This is a genomic window from Prochlorococcus sp. MIT 0701 (assembly GCF_000760295.1).
Taxonomy (GTDB): domain Bacteria; phylum Cyanobacteriota; class Cyanobacteriia; order PCC-6307; family Cyanobiaceae; genus Prochlorococcus.
In genome coordinates this window covers 1-16,875 of the sequence record NZ_JNBA01000025.1, presented here as the reverse complement: position 1 = coordinate 16,875, position 16,875 = coordinate 1, and the positions used below count along the sequence as shown (strand labels likewise).

The following is a 16,875-nucleotide window of genomic DNA, read 5'->3' as shown; positions in this document are numbered from 1 at the left end:
TTGAGGGTGGAAGCAAGAGCTTGATCAAGGTTGCCGAGTTCTCTGTAGATCCCACCCAGGTTCATGTGGGCAGTGGGGTTATCTGGCTTGAGCTCTAGGGATTTGAGGGTGGAAGCAAGAGCTTGATCAAGGTTGCCGAGTTCTCTGTAGATCCCACCCAGGTTCATGTGGGCAGTGGGGCTATCTGGCTTGAGCTCTAGGGACTTCAGTGTTGATGCAAGTGCTTGATCGTGCTGCCCGAGATCTTTGTAGATCCCACCCAGGTTTATGTGGGCAGTGGGGTTATAAGGGTCTAGATCAAGAACTTTTTGTGTTGCTTGTGTTGCTTCCTTTAGGCGACCTTCTCTTTTAAGAGCAGTGCCTAGATTTCCCCATGAAGGAATAAAAGACTTGTCTAGTTGAATGGCGATCTTGAGCGCTTTTATTGCATCAATGTTGTTGCCAGTGTTGAGCAAGCAGAGTCCAAGATTAAAAGGAATCATCTTGTTCATAGATTGATTAATATTCACTTTTTTGTATTCCAGAATTGCTTCTTTGAATTGCCCGAGGTTTTGATATGCCTGCGCTAAAAGAAGTGCGCATTGCTCGCTGGGCGCCAGAGCTGATGCTTTTGTAAGTGATTCAACCGCTGCTGCTATCTGACCTTTCTGTAGGAGCAGTAGCCCTAAATTGAGTAGTGAGGTACTGGCCTTGGGATTAATACTTAATTCCTTCTGATAGCATTCAATTGCTCTATCGGGATTGCTTTTGTTTTGAAAGACGAGTCCAAGGATTTCATTCGCTCCTGGCGGGTTCTCGTTGATGCCTAAGGCTTGTTCCGCGAATGATTCGGCTTGATCTAGATCTCCTAACGCCAGAAAGCTTGCTGCTGCTCCCACGTAGGCCTGGATCAGTTTTGGGTCTGCCTGTATAGATTGCTTGAATAGATCGACAGCTTCTTGATTATTGCCGCTCTGCCTCTTGAGGTTGGCAATATTGTTAAAAGCAGGCGCATAATTGTTGTTGATTTCCAGGGCTTTCTCGTACCATTGAGTGGCAGAATCTCTATTCCCAAGATTTAAAAAGATATTGGCTATATCTTTGGTTATTTCAGGATCGCTGTTATCGAGTTGATGGGCTTTAAGTAGGCATTGCTGTGCTTTTTCGAATTGCCCTAAAGCGAGTAAGGATTTTCCTGCGTATTTATAGGCATAGGTCTCTTCTGGATTGGCCTGTAAGGCATTTTGGCAAGCCTGTAGACATTCCTGGTGGCGACCAGCAGCTGAGAGCTCTTGGATTGTCGCCAGATCTGTCACGCCATCAATCGTCGTATTGGCAAGATTTTACTGTGGTTTAGAACCGTCCTCCAGGGAAATCAGAGCCTCTCTCAAGCGGTCTACAGCCTTGCTCTAACCCACTCCCGCATCGATATCGATCCAGCTTCAATGAGCGATGGGGTCATAGAGAGATCTGCTCCTGAAGTAAAGCCAGCATCCTGTTGTGGAAGCCGTGCTGGCCGGTCGGGATGCCTTGGCTTTACTCCCCACCGGAGGCCGCAAAACTCTTGTTTTTAAAGGTCACCGCTGAAATGAACCACTTTTGGAGCCCCCCCTCCTTTTAGGTTCTTCTGGAGTGCATTAATCAAGGTGGCCTCCCAGCCCTCAAAATCGCTTGCGGCAGGCAGTTGTTCGTGGTTCACCAGGCTGCCAACACTGTTGATACTCCTCTTGTTAATTCCGTTTTTGCATCTGGAATAGATTGCCAGCCTATTGCCACACCGCTGAGCCTTGGCGCTAACGCTAAAAATTGATCACGCACCCTTCGGCAGCGATCAAATTGTTTGCTAGTTACATCTGTAATCAGCACAACTTCACCTGCCGCCTGTTGTGCTCTTAGACGATGAAGACCACCACGTGCTCGTTCAATATCGGCTTGTAACACCTCTAGCGAGGGAAGCTCAAATGTCATAGCTAATTGCACGTGCCACTCTATTTCTTGGTATACATCTGCATTTCTTTGTGCTTGATCACTTATAGCCTGCAAAGTACTGTTAATGCTTGAGAGCATTAAGCCATATGCATCCCTACTCTCAAGCAGTTGTGGTGCAATCGATTGTGCCCAGCTCTTTATTAGTTTCTCAAGCAGAGCGAATACTTCCTTCTCTGCAATCTGAATCTGCTCGGCATTACAAAACTTTCTTTCCTCGTCCTGCAGCTGTAGCAGTAAAGAGCGACTTTGTCACCAGAGTCTTTTACGACGTTCTAATGCCAACGCCTGCCGGGGACTGAGTGAACTTTTATCGGCTTGCTCTAATTGATTCCAGACGATCAGCAAACGCTCTAGATCTACTTTTGCTGGACGTCCAGGTTGAATGCAGGCCTGCAATCTTGGTTCGGCCTGCGCAATCCGTCTAAAACTGGTTAACGGCAGCCCAATGCGACGAGCAGCTTCTCTAAGGCTCACCACTTGGCAATCAGAACTGCTCATCAAGAGATTCCTCTACCTGCTCCAGGCGTTTCATCACCCTCCGGCACTCTGTGCGGCTCAGGTTCAATTGACGGTCAGCGCACCATTGAAGATACGATCAAAATGGATACGTAACTAGCGGTAACTAGCGGGACTCCTAGGTAACAAAGACTTGAAGACAATACGAGAAAATCTTTGTAATTAGTTCACAACTTAAGGGCTCCTCGGAGGGCGTCAGAGCCAAAACTCACCAAAGAAACCCATTCAGCCCCAAAGCACAGTTTTCACACCAAAAATCACACCAAACAAAGGAATCACACAGCCGAAGCGCTAAATCCAGACATTAAGAAACCCAGTCAGAGACTGGGAAATACTGAGTGGAGCCAAGCGGATTCGAACCGCTGACCCCCTGCATGCCATGCAGGTGCTCTACCAGCTGAGCTATGGCCCCATAAACGCCGGTAACACTGGGCTCGTACCGCCGTCAAAACAGAGCTTACAACGGCAAGGCCTCAAACCTGACGCCAAACAGCCACGAGCTTGCCCTGTACCTGCACCTGATCGGCTGGTAGCTCAATCGGCTCATAAGCGGTATTGGCGGCCTCAAGTCGCACCGAGGCGCCGTTGCGGTGAAAGTGCTTCAGCGTGGTGCCACTTCCGGGCACAAGTGCACTCACTACCGTTCCATCTCGCAGCCGAGAAGGCTCAGGCACTGGCTCCATCAGAACCACATCACCATCTGCAATGTAGGAATCCACCATCGAATCACCATTCACGGTGAGCGCAAACAGGCCACGGGTCTCCAAAACTGGTGCAAGATCTAACCGCTCCTGAACATCATCAAACGTCTCCACCAAACCACCAGCGGCTACTGCCCCCAACACCGGAATACCGGACACCAACCCACCAAGCAGCTGCAAGGTACGCGCCTGCCCTTCCTGCCAAGTGATCCATCCCTTCTGCTGCAAATGTCGAAGCCGGCTCTGCACCGGCGCTGGTGAGCGCAGACCCATGGCCTGCATCATCTGTCGAATCGAAGGGCTGTGGTGATGGCTGCCGATGTAATCGGCCAACCAGTCATAAAGCTCCTGCTGGGCAGAAGTAAGCAACTCAGGAGAGGTGGCAGCCAACGGCAATGCATTGATTCGTCAATACATGTGTACCTATAGGTACTGAATCTGGCAAGGGTTTAAACACCAAACAGTGCAGCCGCAAGAAGATTCCGAGTTGATCAGAGTGCTCAAAACCGCAAGTACCAATCCAGCCTGGAACTAGAGACCACCAAGCACGGCCGCAAGCAAAGCTTGTTGAACATGCAAACGATTTTCAGCTTGATCGAAGATTCGACTGGCCTCACCTTCCATCACGGCTGAACTGATCTCCTCCCCTCGATGAGCCGGTAGGCAGTGCAACACGATCGCGTTGGGATCTGCCTGAGCAAGCAAATCCTCATTGAGACAGAAACCACGAAAGGCCTCTTCCCGCTGCGACTGTTCCTGTTCCTGTCCCATCGAGGCCCAAACATCGGTGTACAACGCCTGCGCACCTCGCACTGCATCAACTGGATCTGTCATCACTTCAATACGAGCATCAGCCACTGCCAAGTTGCGGGCCTGATCAATCACCTCAGGCAGAGGTTCAAATCCCTGCGGGCAGCCAATCCGAACGTTGACCCCCAAGAGGGCGCCGCAGAGCATCAAAGAATGTGAGACGTTATTACCATCGCCCACATAGGCCAAGGTCTGGCCGGTTAATGACCCGAGAGCCTCTTGCATGGTTAGGAAATCAGCCATTGCCTGACAGGGATGCTCCAAATCAGTCAAGGCATTGAGGACCGGAATCGAAGCCCAATGGGCGTAATCCAGCAGTTCCTGCTGAGCAAAGGTCCGCACCGCCATCACATCACAGAAACGACTCAACACTCTCGCCGTGTCTTCAAGGGGTTCGCCGCGGCCCAATTGGGTCACCTGAGGATTGAGATCGACCGTTTGCCCGCCAAGGCGTGCCATCGCGACCTGAAAGCTCACTCGTGTGCGCGTCGATGCCTTCGTAAAAATCAATCCGAGAACTCGATTTCCCAAATCAATGCGACGATCCCCGCTCTTCAGCTGACGGGAAAGCTCAAGCAAGGCAACCGTCTGCTCCGCAGTGAAATCAGCGCAGGAAAGAAAGTCTCGACCCTTGAGGTCAGCAAGGACGGCTGCAACACCTTGGGGATTGACAGCCATTAGGGAAGCTTCAAAGAGTCTTTATCGGAGACCAGCCCCCCTGCCGTCAAGCCTTCAGGCAATAACAACACCTCTAGGGAGAGCACTGGAATCGAGCATCTCTATCAGCTCATCGCCTTCGATCACTTCCTTTTCGAGGATCTTCTGGGCGATGGTCTCCAGCAAGGCGAGGTTATGCCGAAGAATCGAAAGGGCACTCTCATGGCCTTGATCCACCAAACTCCTCACCTCCTTATCTATGGCCTGTGCAGTGGCATCACTCACCACTCGGCGTGGATTGTTGTTACCACCAAGGAAACGCCCCCCACCTTGCTTGTCATAAGCCAGGGGGCCCAAAATATCGCTCATCCCATAAGTCCCCACCATCTGCTCGGCAAGGTCAGTAGCGCGCTGTAGATCATTAGCAGCACCAGTGGTGATCTTGCCAAACACGATTTCCTCTGCAGAACGCCCTCCTAACAAGGTGGCAATCTGACCTTCAAGGTCTTGCTTGGAATTGAGAAAACGCTCCTCAGTAGGTAACTGCAAGGTGTAACCAAGAGCACTCATACCCCTTGGCACAATTGAGATCTTGGCAACCTTGCTGCCTCCAGGCATCAGGTGTCCAACGATGGCGTGCCCCACCTCGTGATAGGCCACAACCTTCTTCTCATCATCCTGGAGAACTCGGCTCTTCTTCTCAAGGCCTGCCACAACACGCTCGATGGCTTCGTTGAGATCCTTCAGCTCTACCTGTTTTCGTTTGCCACGAGCTGCCAACAAGGCCGCTTCGTTCACCACATTTGCCAGATCAGCACCAGCAAAACCGCTGGTCGCCTGAGCGATGCGGTCTAAGTCAACCCCTTCGGCCAATTTCACTTTCTTGACATAGATCTCGAGAATCGTCTTGCGGCCAGAGAGGTCTGGGCGATCCACCAGGACCTGTCGGTCAAAACGACCAGGCCGTAGCAGGGCTGCATCAAGGACCTCGGGCTGGTTGGTCGCGGCCAACACGATGACGGGCTTATCGGTGGACGAGAAGCCATCCATTTCCGTGAGCAGCTGGTTAAGGGTCTGCTCCCGCTCATCATTACCTCCCACAACACCCATTGAGCCAGAACGACTTTTACCGATGGCATCAAGTTCATCGATGAAGATGATGCAAGGAGCCTTCTTCTTGGCCTGCTCAAACAGGTCCCTCACGCGGGCCGCACCAGCCCCGACAAACAACTCGACAAACTCAGAACCAGAAATAATGAAAAAGGGAACCTCTGCCTCCCCAGCAACAGCCTTGGAGAGCAAGGTCTTGCCTGTACCAGGTGGACCCACAAGCAACACACCCTTAGGAATGCGCGCACCTATTTCTGTATATCGCTCAGGTGTTTTGAGAAAATCAACGATCTCAGTGAGCTCTTCCTTGGCCTCATCAACCCCTGCCACATCGGCAAAGGTGACTCGGGACTCTTCATCCGGGACATAAACCTTCGCCTTGCTCTTCGTGAAACTAAGAGCGCCCTGGGCACCACCACCACCCATGGAACGCCTGGCAAAAAACTGCAGCACAAGGATGAAGATCAGCGGGGGCACAACCCAGCTGAGGACGGTGGAGAAAACATTGGGCTTCTTCGGCGGCGCTGCTGCAAATTCAACTCCTTTGCGTTCCAAGCGTTGGGGCAGATCCATATCGAAGATCGGTGTAGTGGCCAGCAACGACGGTGCTCCCTCCTCAGGATTGGCCAATTCGTAACGGATCTGATCCTGAGTGATGAAGGCCCGCTTCACGGCGCCATCGTCAACCTGATCAATAAATAGTGAGTAGGGGACCCTCGGCACCTGTGCCGCAGGATTGGGTAAGAAGCTGCTGAAAAGCAACAAAACACCGAAACCGATCAACACCAAATTGACGATGCCAAAGCGTCGATTCGGTTTGTTGTCATCCTCACGGATCGCCATCGAAAAAAATTGATTTCCCGGGTGCCACGCTAAGACGATCAATCCGTAAGCGCTTGCCTGTACTGGCGTGAGAACCGAACGTCACCACAAAAGAAGCGCTGCTGGCTGCTTTGGAGACGTCAATGCATCGTTGTCAGTGGCCGCTAAGACAAAGCCTTTTCGTTAAGGGTTTTAAGGAGTTCACTGCCAATCAAATGCACTTAGTTTGCCCAAATCAAGCCATTGACTGCCATTTAGATAATAGTGAAACCGATACTTCAAAGGCAGTTTCAAGGCAGCCAACGATACCCCTAGGGCAAAAAGAGAATCTTGTGGTGCCAATGCACCACAAGTCTTGATGTCAGCCCTCTTCTGAAAAGCTCTGTCAGAACAATCAATTTGGTTTCTGTAGAAGCAAGACAACTTCTTTAGCCATGAGAGCGAACCGATAGCAGGAAGGTATTTACTCTCAGGCAATTGCGCCTAAGCGATGCAACTTAGGTGCTTTATTATTATTAATCAAACATTCAACTCTCAAGAAAGTGGGTTAGGATGCATTAAACAACAGGGAGGCATTTGCTTCACGGTGAAAACCTAAACCGCGCTTGGCTGTTACCACAACCAATTAACTGCATTCTCCTGCAGGCATTCACAAATCCATATCCCTCAACTGCAGTAGCAAGGCAACCCCCGCAAGGTAATTTCTCACGGGCGTGCCAATAGTAAGTAAACGCTGATATCTATGCAAAAATATCGAAAATAGAAGTCATTTTGACTTCTCAAAAGGCCAGTACCGATACAAACTTCAGGTGTTTAAGCATCAACAGGTCGACCCTGAAGTCCATTGATCTAAGCAACGAAAAACTCACCGCCATGAAGTACCATCCATTCTACGTAAGCGCACAAGGCGGGACAATTCAGTATTTCGAGGGCGACAGAGGTCGCCTCTTTCGAGTTTGCTCAAGATCTCAATGCCTTTATTGCGAAGGGCTGCACTCAGCGAAATCACATCTTGACTATTTAGAGAGGCCTAAAGGTATTTCTGCAATGTTGCTGCCTCCAAGTTCTCCTCATGATCCAAATGAGCTATGGCCATATCCACCACTTGCTCTGCTGATGGATACAGCAACCAAAGTCTTAATGGAGAACGACTCTGCCGGCAGGTCAGATGTGACTAAAAACACGAAGTCGAATCCTGAATTGTCGCTAGGGTCAGAGCAGACTTGGGATGCTGTTGAGACTTACTTTGAATGCATTTCAACCTGCTCACTTGATGACGGCGAATGCCTTACCAGCTGTATTGAGCAACTAAGAGAGGCTGACGAGTAAGCAAATTCCATATCTCGACCATCTATCAACGCAAACACACAAAGCAGATCAACAGGAAGGTCTTATCAGAGACAATCAAGCCCTGGGGGGGAGAGGAACCATGTGTGGCTGCTATAGCCTTACCACCACAAGGGACACTCTGCGAAAGGTCGTGGCGCCTTGGCTGGCCAACAGCTCTTCGTCAACATGGCTAAGCCACTACGCTCCTCGCGCTGAAATCCACCCAGGCGAGCCTGTACTGGCGCTAAGAAAGCATCACAGACATACGGATGTAACCCATTTTCTTTGGGGCTTCTTGGCCAACTGGGTGAAAGATCCCTGGCGAGGCCCAAGGCCAATCAACGCTCGTGCCGAAACCCTTGCGGAGAAGCCATCTTTTCGCGCAGCTTGGCGTCATCACCGCTGCCTATTGCCTAGCGATGGTTTTTATGAAAAAGGGCAACGTATTCATCGGTGCAATGGAGAACCGTTCTGGCTGGCGGGGCTGTGGGATCACTGGATCGGGCCCGATGGCAGCGAAGTAGAAACCTGTTGCGTCATCACCACGCGCGCTAATGCCTTAGTGCGGCCTCTGCATAAGCGGATGCCTGTCATCGTGCCAAATGGCCTAGAAGAGGCCTGGCTGGAAGAAGGGGATGCCACCCACTTGCATGCACTTGAAAGCTTGCTTAACCCCTGGGATCCACATGATTGGTGTGTGAGCCGAGCCACCAACACAACGCCAAGGCCCAACCCAAATCAGTTACAGCTTTTCTGATCCAAGGCTGCCGCACTTCTCCCCACACGAATGAGAAGCTCTTAAGAAATGACCATTCACGAATACAGCTTGATTGACGAAGAGAGAAGAGAATTAAGCCATTCAACAACCAAGGATTAGGTCATGAAAAATAAATAATCAACCCATGGTAGCTTCCAGAAAAGGTTAGAGCACACCAATAAGGCGTAAGGCCAGTGATTCAGTTCTAATCACAAAACACTCTATAATTTCATGCCAGTCCCATTAAAAATCCCATCCTAATAGCAATTACAATCTCTCGATATCAGCATCAAATTCTCAATAGGCCAAGTTGCTTTTGTGCCTGCTCAAGAAAATTACGGTCACAGGCATAGAAACGTTCTAGAGCTTCAAGTGCCTCAGGCCTGAGATCATCACGACTCAAATGTCGGAAGAGATCATTGGTATAATCTTTTGAAACATTCTCAGCTTTAGGCTGTATATATTGACCACTAGCATTCTGCCATTGAGTGATCAACTCTCCGATCTGGTGCATGCCTAAAACCGTGGTGTAAAGACTGGGATCCTTGCCTAGAAAACTTGTCTGAGGAAGAGTGTGATGTGTCCATTCTAAAAAAGAACGCGTCCAAGCAGGCAGACACAAGGCAACATCGTTCATCAAATCACGCGGATCTACATTGTCATCAAGGCTTTGAATACCAAAGGACTTAAACATCGAATCATACGCAGCTCGAGTTCGAGCAAAAAGAGACTGATCTCCATTGGCATGCAGGGTTAGTCTCGCATTGATTGACTTAGTCGTAAGTTGATTCAAATGACTTCTACAGGCTGATACATAACGATCAATCGGGTCGCGCCAAATCGCAATTACGTTTCGATATTCAGCTACTGCACGAAATTCATCAGGCCGCAACCAATGAGTAAAGGGCATAACAGCACCATGCACGTATGTGGATTCAAGTTCATTAACATCGGTAATCGTGCCACTTGCCTGCAACCAAGCACGTTTAAGCGAACTCCAGCCGTTCTTTGGAACCCACACATAAGCAGCATCGGAACCTAATGGCAACAAAGGAGAGAGAGTCTCACCATTGAGCATGATCAGCTGCACATCCAGCCAGCCATCTTGATGATCACAGCGCAACCCAGGAATCGGCTCACCAGGTTTTAGTCGTAATGGTTGAGACTGGTTAGATTGCATTACTGAAACGGAGAAAGGCTCGTCCAAGCCTTGAAAGCTAAGCAAGCGCAAATGGTCTTTGCCAGGCAGCTCATGATGGTCTGGAGATGAGTGGTTTAATCAAACAGCGAATAATGCTGCTCTTCATGAGTGAATCATGAGTATTACCAGCTGTCCATAATTTCATCATATCCATTTGCAAAGCGAAGACTTCTAGCTGGCTATCTAACCGAACAACGTGATCGAATATCGCTACATTTCCGTTCCAGCTGATCAACAGAGTAATTGCGTCAATCGTCAAAAACTCGAGTCCAAAGCTCCCAGTCATTTAAGACACAGGAATCTTCGCAAACAAAGCGTTAACGATGCCTTCAGAGCATATCTATGCTTAGTTTAATCAAAAGCTCTACCGAAAGCAATACGATATAAAGTCTCTCAAAACCTAAAAAATGCATCCAAGCTAGTGCCCAAGCCTTATACATACTGATACGGAGTCTCTAAGAGCTATTTTGAAAATTCCATGACTCGAATCGAATAATCATCTAAACCGTTTCTTCTCACCAAGCAGGTGCTTGACAAACGCATCGCTACACTAAGCATTTTATGAGCTGATTGTTTCTGGTGACTACTACACCACGGCGACGAAAACATCAATATCGAGACAGGCTTTATCGCCTCTTGCTCGCTTTTACCCTATTGCTATTGGCAAGCTTTGCCATACCGCAGGTTTATTGGCCTGCTCCAATTTGCTATTCAGTCATCGCAATTCTTATCACCAGATTGCTCGCGAGAAAAGTCAAACACCATGCCTGGAGAGAACGGCTCTATCAATGGCTGGGATGGGCAGCATTGCTAAGCCTATGGTTCTGGCTGCTCACGCCAAGTCACTGGACCTACAGCGGTATTCCCCTGATATGGAGCTGGATTTTGTTCGTGAGCTGGAGCTTAATTCGACTGGTAAAACAGCTGAGTCGTGAGCGCCAAGTCAGCGAAATGGTTTTGATGGGAGCAGCCGCTGGATACTTACTCTTAGGAATCAGCGCCGGCCTGGTGATGAATGCGTTGTATACGGTTGAACCCAACAGCTTTGCGCTCCTGGATTTAGCCAACCAGGCCATCACCAGCACCAATCAAAGCGTGCTGAATACGCCTCATCGATTTGCCGAGATCAACTACTTTGCCTTCGTGTGCCTAACCACCGTTGGCTTCGGGGGGATCCAGCCGATTCTGCCCGCAGCAAGGATGGTGAGCGTGGCCACCAGCATTGTTGGCCCCCTTTATCTAACATTAATGATGGGCGCTCTGATCAGCAGATTCTCCGGCAATAGCAACAGCAAGAGGCTTAACAAAGAATCGAACCCAAAAGACACTCAGCCTTCAGAGCAGGAGGTCAATACTGATAAAAAGGATGGATGAATCTTGCATATAGCTTAATAACATCAAGATCACAGCATAAACTCTATGTTATAGAGGCGAGCATGGACTTCCTAAGACGAACCAGATCAATTAATGGGTGTATTAATCGCAAGCCTTCTCAGTCTCATGGGCAAGCATAGAGCAAGATAATATCTATTTAATAATCTAAGATGCTAGAAACACAAGTCAGGCTAGTCCATCAATGACTACATTACTAACGCTGTCATCAAGTATTATTTAAACAGACATAGACCTTTGAACAGGCAGTCTATCGCAATAGGTTAATGATTTAGTCGTTACACTCATTGCCAGCCCTTCTTCATCTCGATTTCTAGTTGCAGATGACATTTCTCGATTAACTGCCAGCTTATCTAAGCCAGGGCTAGTGATTGAGGGTAACGATTGGAATCCAATGAGCAATTGCAAGCCATCTCTCTGACGAGGCATTCTGCCTCGCGCCAATGATCATCTCCCTATGCTACAGATTGTCCTAATATGTCAGCACCTCTCCTTTAAGGTTTAAGGTTTAAGGTTTAAGGTTTAAGGTTTAAGGTTTAAGGTTTAAGGTTTAAGGTTTAAGGTTTAAGGTTTAAGGTTTAAGGTTTAGAGGATGTCCTAGGCCAACCAAGTCTTTTGATGGTCTTAAATTAATTTCGAAATTTATCTTGCATCAAATCAACCATCAAATAGCTTTCTTAAGCATAAATCTAATACTTCTCTCCTTTCAATCAACCTTCTGGTGATTTCAGCTCGATTGACAGATAGCTTGGCAAGCATTGCGATTAAAATCAACACGACCTATAAGGTCTTCGGAGTCTTGTCAATTGCTCAATGCACCACAACAATCATCGATTGATGCTTCCAGCATTGTTGTGGTGACTGTCTGCAGTCAGTCTCTAAAGACATTTATCAATCCAATACATAGATATAACTTACTCAAAGAATATTCAAATGATAGTTGTTGCGTATGTCTCAACAATCCTTAGAAAGCTCATATTGCAAGAGCCAGTCAGCCCCTAACTGCTGCAATGAGCCAGGCTCCAGCACAACAACTTCTTTCATGCTTGTAAGGCCAAGATCATCAAGTGGTGTTCTGGCCGGCAAGCCACCCAACAGCTTGGGAGCCACCACCACCGCCAATTCTTGAACACAGCCTTGCCGCAGAGCTGCGGCTGCTAATCCTGGCCCGCATTCCCACAGCACACGATTGCAGTCTTGTTGAGCTAAGGCCTTCAACAACTCAAGCGGTTCAGAGGCAGGCAAAGCAAGTGGCTCAGGCCCCTCAGGCAAATGAGCCAACTGCTCATGGTCAGGCTCTAGGCCATGAGCAACGAGGGTAGGAGCCACTGCAGTATCCCAAAGCTGAGCTTGTTGAGGCAAATCAAGGCTGCGACTCAGCACCACCCGCTTCGGTTCGGGGTCAGAGTGCCCACGACTGGTCAGCAACGGATCGTCCGCACGCACTGTGCCGCCGCCAACGATCACAGCATCACATTGGCCACGTAAGCGATGCACCCAGCTACGCGCTTCACAACCACTGATCCACTGACTGGCGCCATTGGGCAGAGCCGTGCGTCCATCGAGGCTCATCGCCCATTTGAGAATCCCCCAGGGGCGCCCAGTACAAACCCGATGCACAAAAGCCCGGTTCTGATGTGCTGCTTCGGGCTCCAACACACCAGTAATCACCTCCAGCCCGGCATCACGCAAACGAGTGATGCCGCCCCCAGCAACACGTGGGTCTGGGTCCTGCATTGCTACGACAACTCGGCGAAGTCCGGCAGCGATGACGGCCTCCGTGCAGGGAGGCGTGCGGCCTTGATGGCAACAGGGTTCCAGGGTGACCAACAGGCTTCCACCGCTGGCCTGTTCACCAGCCTGTGCGAGAGCGCCTACCTCCGCATGGGGCTCACCAGCACATGCGTGGAAACCCTCTCCCACAAGCTTTCCCGCCTTGTCCAGAACAACAGCCCCAACGAGAGGATTGGGACTGGTGCAACCATCTGCGAGAGCAGCCAACTGCAAAGCCCGCCGCATCCATGGCAGCCAAACAGCACTTGCAGAGAGGTTGACGTTCATCAACTATTGAGCAGCCTGCGGCAATGAACGCCACTCACCGACGACATAAGGAGGCACAGGCAGTTCAGCAAACACACCAGCGAGCTGCAAGCGCAGTGGGCGATTGTTGGTTAAATCATCCAGCAAAGGGTCGAGATCGAATTCTGCTGCTGCTTCACGGCCATCCTTCGCCAATTGCGGACTGGCCATTGTGATGTCAGCCAAGGCCCAGTCGCGGCGACCGGCATGCACAAGCAGCTCAGTTGGATGATTGAGACGAACCTTGCCGGGATAACCAACAATCCTCAACACCACTGGCTCACCTGGCGGGCCCTGGCGGTAAGCCACCACCTGCCAACTGTGATACTCGAGGTCACGCAGGGTCTCAAAGCTGCGTACAAATAAGGAACTTTCATCACTTTCATTGGCCAACACCTGCGCCTGGACAAGTGATGGGCTGAGCAGCAACAGCACAACAGCCACAAAGAAGCAAGCCAAAGCCCTCTTCAGCATGAGAAGGCCAGGCCATCGATGCGATGCAGAACTCCCTGCGCTGGACATGACCTCAAAGAAGGTCTTCACAGCGTATGCAAAAACCCATCGATACCGATAGGACATCCCGCACAGATTGGCGCCACTCATTCACCCCTCAGACCCTGCCCGTTCGGCACCTGGGATCAACTGCCAATCCGTATGCGTTGCCCACAGGGCCCAGATCGCCATTGCACGCAAATAGTGGCAAGCCCTGTAGGTCTTCACTGCAGTAATCGCTTCTGGGGTGCGGAACTGCAAACCACCGCCATACACCTGATTAACCACCGCTGAACAGATGGCTGTGGCCGTCGTTGCATCGCCCATCAGTCGGTAGTAAGCCGCTAGGCCGAAGTTGATGCCAGTCCATACCTCCAAGGGATGGGTTCCCTTGGGATCAAGTGGCATGCCATCACGGCACAAACCATTGGCGACTCCCAAGCGGCCGCCTTCAAAACCTTCAAAGCAGGCCTCTTTGACTGCATTCAGACTGCTGCGACTGCGTTCATCAGCAACAACAGACGGCAGCCCCAACAAACGAGCATAGAAATCGCCGCAGAGTTGATCAGCCATCACCACCGGCGTACCACTCTCAGCATCGATCTTGTAGTACTCCCCATTCCAAAGCAGCCGATCGAAGTTGGCACGTGATTGCTCAAGCCAACCGCTGAACTGATGTTGCTCCTCTGCCGTATTGAGTCCTAAGTCCAATTGCAAGCGCTGTGCCATGGCTAGAGCAGCCTCAAGAGCTGCAATCCAGAGAGCACCGCAATAAGCGCTCACGCCTTGCAACGGCCAATCGTCAAAGGTCTGGTCCGGAGCACCACCGTTATCAGGCAGACCATCGTGATTGACATCAAACCGCTTGAGATAACTCAGGGCCTGCACTGCCGCCGGCCAGCATTCAGCCAAGAAGCTCAGATCTTCACCATTCGGTGAAAGAAGAAACGTTCGCCATACCTGCAACACATAATCACTGGCCAGATCTTTCCAGAGATTGCAATCCTGATAAGCGGTGTAGTTGGTGGCATCAAACGGCGACTCATTCGGTGCTCCCAGATCATGGGGGGTAGCCGCCGCCCTCTTGCGGGGGGCCTCGACCCGGCCACGCCCCTGGGTGAAGTACCAGCCGATTGGTCGTGGCGTGGCATCTGCCGCTGGAATGGCTCGAGCAAAACTACGCAAGACGGCCTTATCGAGCTCAGGCCACAACTGCAGCAGAGCCAAGGAGCCATAGAGGCGCACATCAAGACTTTCGTACCAGGCGTAGTCGAAGCACTCAAGAACCCCAAAGCGACCCACCGGATCTCCTGGACGGGCTGCCGTCCAAAGGCTGCCACCGCTAGCCAAGTCGTAGAGCTCATTGAATAAAGCCATTCGCAAGCGCTCCGGCAGATCCTCACGAGCCAGCACCGGCGCCTGCCAGGCATCAATCTGCTCCCGCCAATCAGGCCAATCACGCAAGGCCTCGGCAGCAAGAGCAACAGCCCCCTGCCCATCACTGCCGTGAAAGTCGGTGTAACGGCGCAAATCGCGAACGCCTGTAGCGAAAGCCGTCACCGGTAGATCCCAACTAATCACCACAGGAATCTCAAGGCTTTCACCAGGCGCCAGGGTGACCTTCACCGCTAAAGCAGCACTGGTCTGCTCGCCCGCCAAGCTCTTGTGCGTGTCATTGCTGTTTGCAATGGTTCCTTCACTTGCGAAGGAACTCCACAGTTCGCTGCCATCTCCGCTGGGATCCCAACGGCTACAACGCATTACCTCCACACCAGGCAGATGATCCGGGACAGCCAAACACCACTGCCCTTGCCCCTCAGCCAATGGGTCAGCTCGCTCACCATCCATCAAGACACCAAGCAGCCCTGGCTGATCAATCCAACGATTGCACTGCCCCTCACCACGACCGATGGCAGGCACGTAACTGTGTTCAGGGCTGCCGTCATCGCGGAAATGAACGCTGGCGGAGGGATCGGTGTTCGTGAACCAGCCACATGTGTTACGCCAACTCAGCAGCAGCGACAGTTCCAGAGATTGCGATGTGGGGTTCTGCAGCTGCCAACGAAACACTGCCAGGGGGTAGCTGGTACGTCGGTAATCACCAGGAAGGATTGGACTGAACGCCTCGCAAACCACCTCAGCCGCGAAGACTCCTTGGTAATGGGTCCAACTGAGCGGATAGCGGGCTGAATAGCTACCAGTCGTGCGTTGCTCTGTACTGGCTGGATACCAGCTCCAAGAGGAGAGAGGCTTGTCTAGCTCAGGCTGAGAGTTATCGGTTTGTGGTGCTGTAGCCAACGCATGAGCACGCACCTGATCCCCCTGCCGCTCAAACAAAGCGAACTGGCAATCAGGAATGCTGCCCTGCCAATGCTCTCCACCATCAAGATTCCAGAGATTGAAATCACCGCGCGGGCTACGCCCGATACAACCGGCCCCGAAACCTCCCAGGGGCATGCCATGCCAGGGCCCATCGTCGAGATTGCTGGCATAACGCACCGTGTAAGGCTGTTGCCAAGCCAAACCGAAAGCACGGCTCCAGCTGGCGGCAGGCACGCTCCAAGGCTTCAAGCTCGATCCACGCTTCAATAAGGACCTAAAAGCTGAAAAGCCAAAAAGGGCCATGGGGCAAGAGATGATGCGCCCAGCTTGTCAGCAGATCAGCCGACCAGCCAGGGGATCAAGGCATCGCTTTAGCCTTTGAGGAGCAACAAGCACTCCTAGGGCTCAGATGTAGTCAATACAATCAGCAGCTAGGAACTCATCTTTATCGACATCCAGCAATGTGGTGTGAATAGCAATTCCTTTAATTAATAGATTATCACCAACTTGCTGGAATGATAAATCAACACCTTCTCCCACGACAAGCTGATCATTCTCATCGATTGAGAAAGACTCATAGACATCTTCCCCACTACTGAGGATGTAATCATCAGCTCCGCGATCACCTTTAAGGGTGTCATCTCCTAAGCCACCATTAAGCTTGTCATTACCATTGCCTCCAGTGACTTGATCATCTCCAGCGCCACCAAGAAGAACAT

Annotated in this window: 14 protein-coding genes and 1 tRNA gene; 2 read left to right on the top strand and 13 right to left on the bottom strand. The window is 50.8% G+C overall.

Translation table 11 applies throughout. From position 1 onward, the window contains the following. The 8 genes from EV12_RS06150 to ftsH form a co-directional block, all read right to left on the bottom strand. Window positions 1-1,295 (bottom strand): tetratricopeptide repeat protein (locus tag EV12_RS06150; RefSeq protein WP_036913404.1); only part of this gene is annotated, 1,295 nt, incomplete at its 3' end. Between the two features lie 254 nt (window positions 1,296-1,549). Next, a complete protein-coding gene (locus EV12_RS14805; protein ID WP_255327586.1) occupies window positions 1,550-1,678 on the bottom strand; it encodes a hypothetical protein in 129 nt (42 codons plus the stop codon). Beyond that, window positions 1,675-1,947, bottom strand: a complete 273-nt coding sequence (locus tag EV12_RS06145; protein WP_152562294.1) for a hypothetical protein — start codon at window positions 1,945-1,947, stop codon at window positions 1,675-1,677. Before EV12_RS06145 ends, EV12_RS14805 begins: the two co-directional genes overlap by 4 nt. Window positions 1,948-2,217: 270 nt before the next feature. Further along, on the bottom strand, window positions 2,218-2,466 hold the full coding sequence (locus EV12_RS06140; RefSeq protein ID WP_036913396.1) for a hypothetical protein: 249 nt from the start codon (window positions 2,464-2,466) through the stop codon (window positions 2,218-2,220). 357 nt (window positions 2,467-2,823) lie between these two features. Next, window positions 2,824-2,896, bottom strand: a tRNA-Ala gene (locus EV12_RS06135). 61 nt (window positions 2,897-2,957) lie between these two features. Beyond that, on the bottom strand, window positions 2,958-3,581 hold the full coding sequence (lexA, locus tag EV12_RS06130) for a transcriptional repressor LexA (RefSeq protein WP_036913394.1): 624 nt from the start codon (window positions 3,579-3,581) through the stop codon (window positions 2,958-2,960). A gap of 135 nt (window positions 3,582-3,716) precedes the next feature. Then, on the bottom strand, window positions 3,717-4,673 hold the full coding sequence (argF, locus tag EV12_RS06125) for an ornithine carbamoyltransferase (RefSeq protein WP_036913391.1): 957 nt from the start codon (window positions 4,671-4,673) through the stop codon (window positions 3,717-3,719). Between the two features lie 54 nt (window positions 4,674-4,727). Next, window positions 4,728-6,605 carry an ATP-dependent zinc metalloprotease FtsH gene (ftsH, locus tag EV12_RS06120; RefSeq protein WP_036913388.1) on the bottom strand — a complete coding sequence of 626 codons (1,878 nt, stop codon included), beginning with the start codon at window positions 6,603-6,605 and terminating at the stop codon, window positions 4,728-4,730. Between the two features lie 1,408 nt (window positions 6,606-8,013). Here ftsH and EV12_RS06105 point away from each other — a divergent pair. Beyond that, the gene (locus EV12_RS06105) at window positions 8,014-8,670 is read left to right on the top strand and encodes an SOS response-associated peptidase (RefSeq protein WP_036913382.1); all 657 of its coding nucleotides are present in this window, start codon (window positions 8,014-8,016) and stop codon (window positions 8,668-8,670) included. 289 nt (window positions 8,671-8,959) lie between these two features. Here the strand turns inward: EV12_RS06105 and EV12_RS06100 are convergent, their stop codons facing one another. Further along, the gene (locus EV12_RS06100) at window positions 8,960-9,850 is read right to left on the bottom strand and encodes a sulfotransferase family 2 domain-containing protein (protein WP_036913412.1); all 891 of its coding nucleotides are present in this window, start codon (window positions 9,848-9,850) and stop codon (window positions 8,960-8,962) included. 600 nt (window positions 9,851-10,450) lie between these two features. Here EV12_RS06100 and EV12_RS06090 point away from each other — a divergent pair. Further along, window positions 10,451-11,245, top strand: coding sequence for a potassium channel family protein (locus EV12_RS06090; RefSeq protein WP_036913376.1), 795 nt, complete (start codon window positions 10,451-10,453; stop codon window positions 11,243-11,245). Between the two features lie 972 nt (window positions 11,246-12,217). On the opposite strand, the gene ribD is transcribed toward EV12_RS06090, so the two are convergent. From ribD to EV12_RS06070, 4 genes are all read right to left on the bottom strand, one after another. Next, window positions 12,218-13,324, bottom strand: a complete 1,107-nt coding sequence (gene ribD, locus EV12_RS06085; RefSeq protein WP_036913373.1) for a bifunctional diaminohydroxyphosphoribosylaminopyrimidine deaminase/5-amino-6-(5-phosphoribosylamino)uracil reductase RibD — start codon at window positions 13,322-13,324, stop codon at window positions 12,218-12,220. 3 nt (window positions 13,325-13,327) lie between these two features. Further along, on the bottom strand, window positions 13,328-13,864 hold the full coding sequence (locus EV12_RS06080; protein WP_241467001.1) for a DUF3122 domain-containing protein: 537 nt from the start codon (window positions 13,862-13,864) through the stop codon (window positions 13,328-13,330). An 81-nt stretch (window positions 13,865-13,945) separates the two neighbouring features. Continuing rightward, window positions 13,946-16,459, bottom strand: coding sequence for a GH116 family glycosyl hydrolase (locus tag EV12_RS06075; RefSeq protein WP_036913370.1), 2,514 nt, complete (start codon window positions 16,457-16,459; stop codon window positions 13,946-13,948). A gap of 102 nt (window positions 16,460-16,561) precedes the next feature. Next, window positions 16,562-16,875: calcium-binding protein (locus EV12_RS06070; protein WP_446727371.1), on the bottom strand; the 314-nt coding region annotated here is incomplete at its 5' end.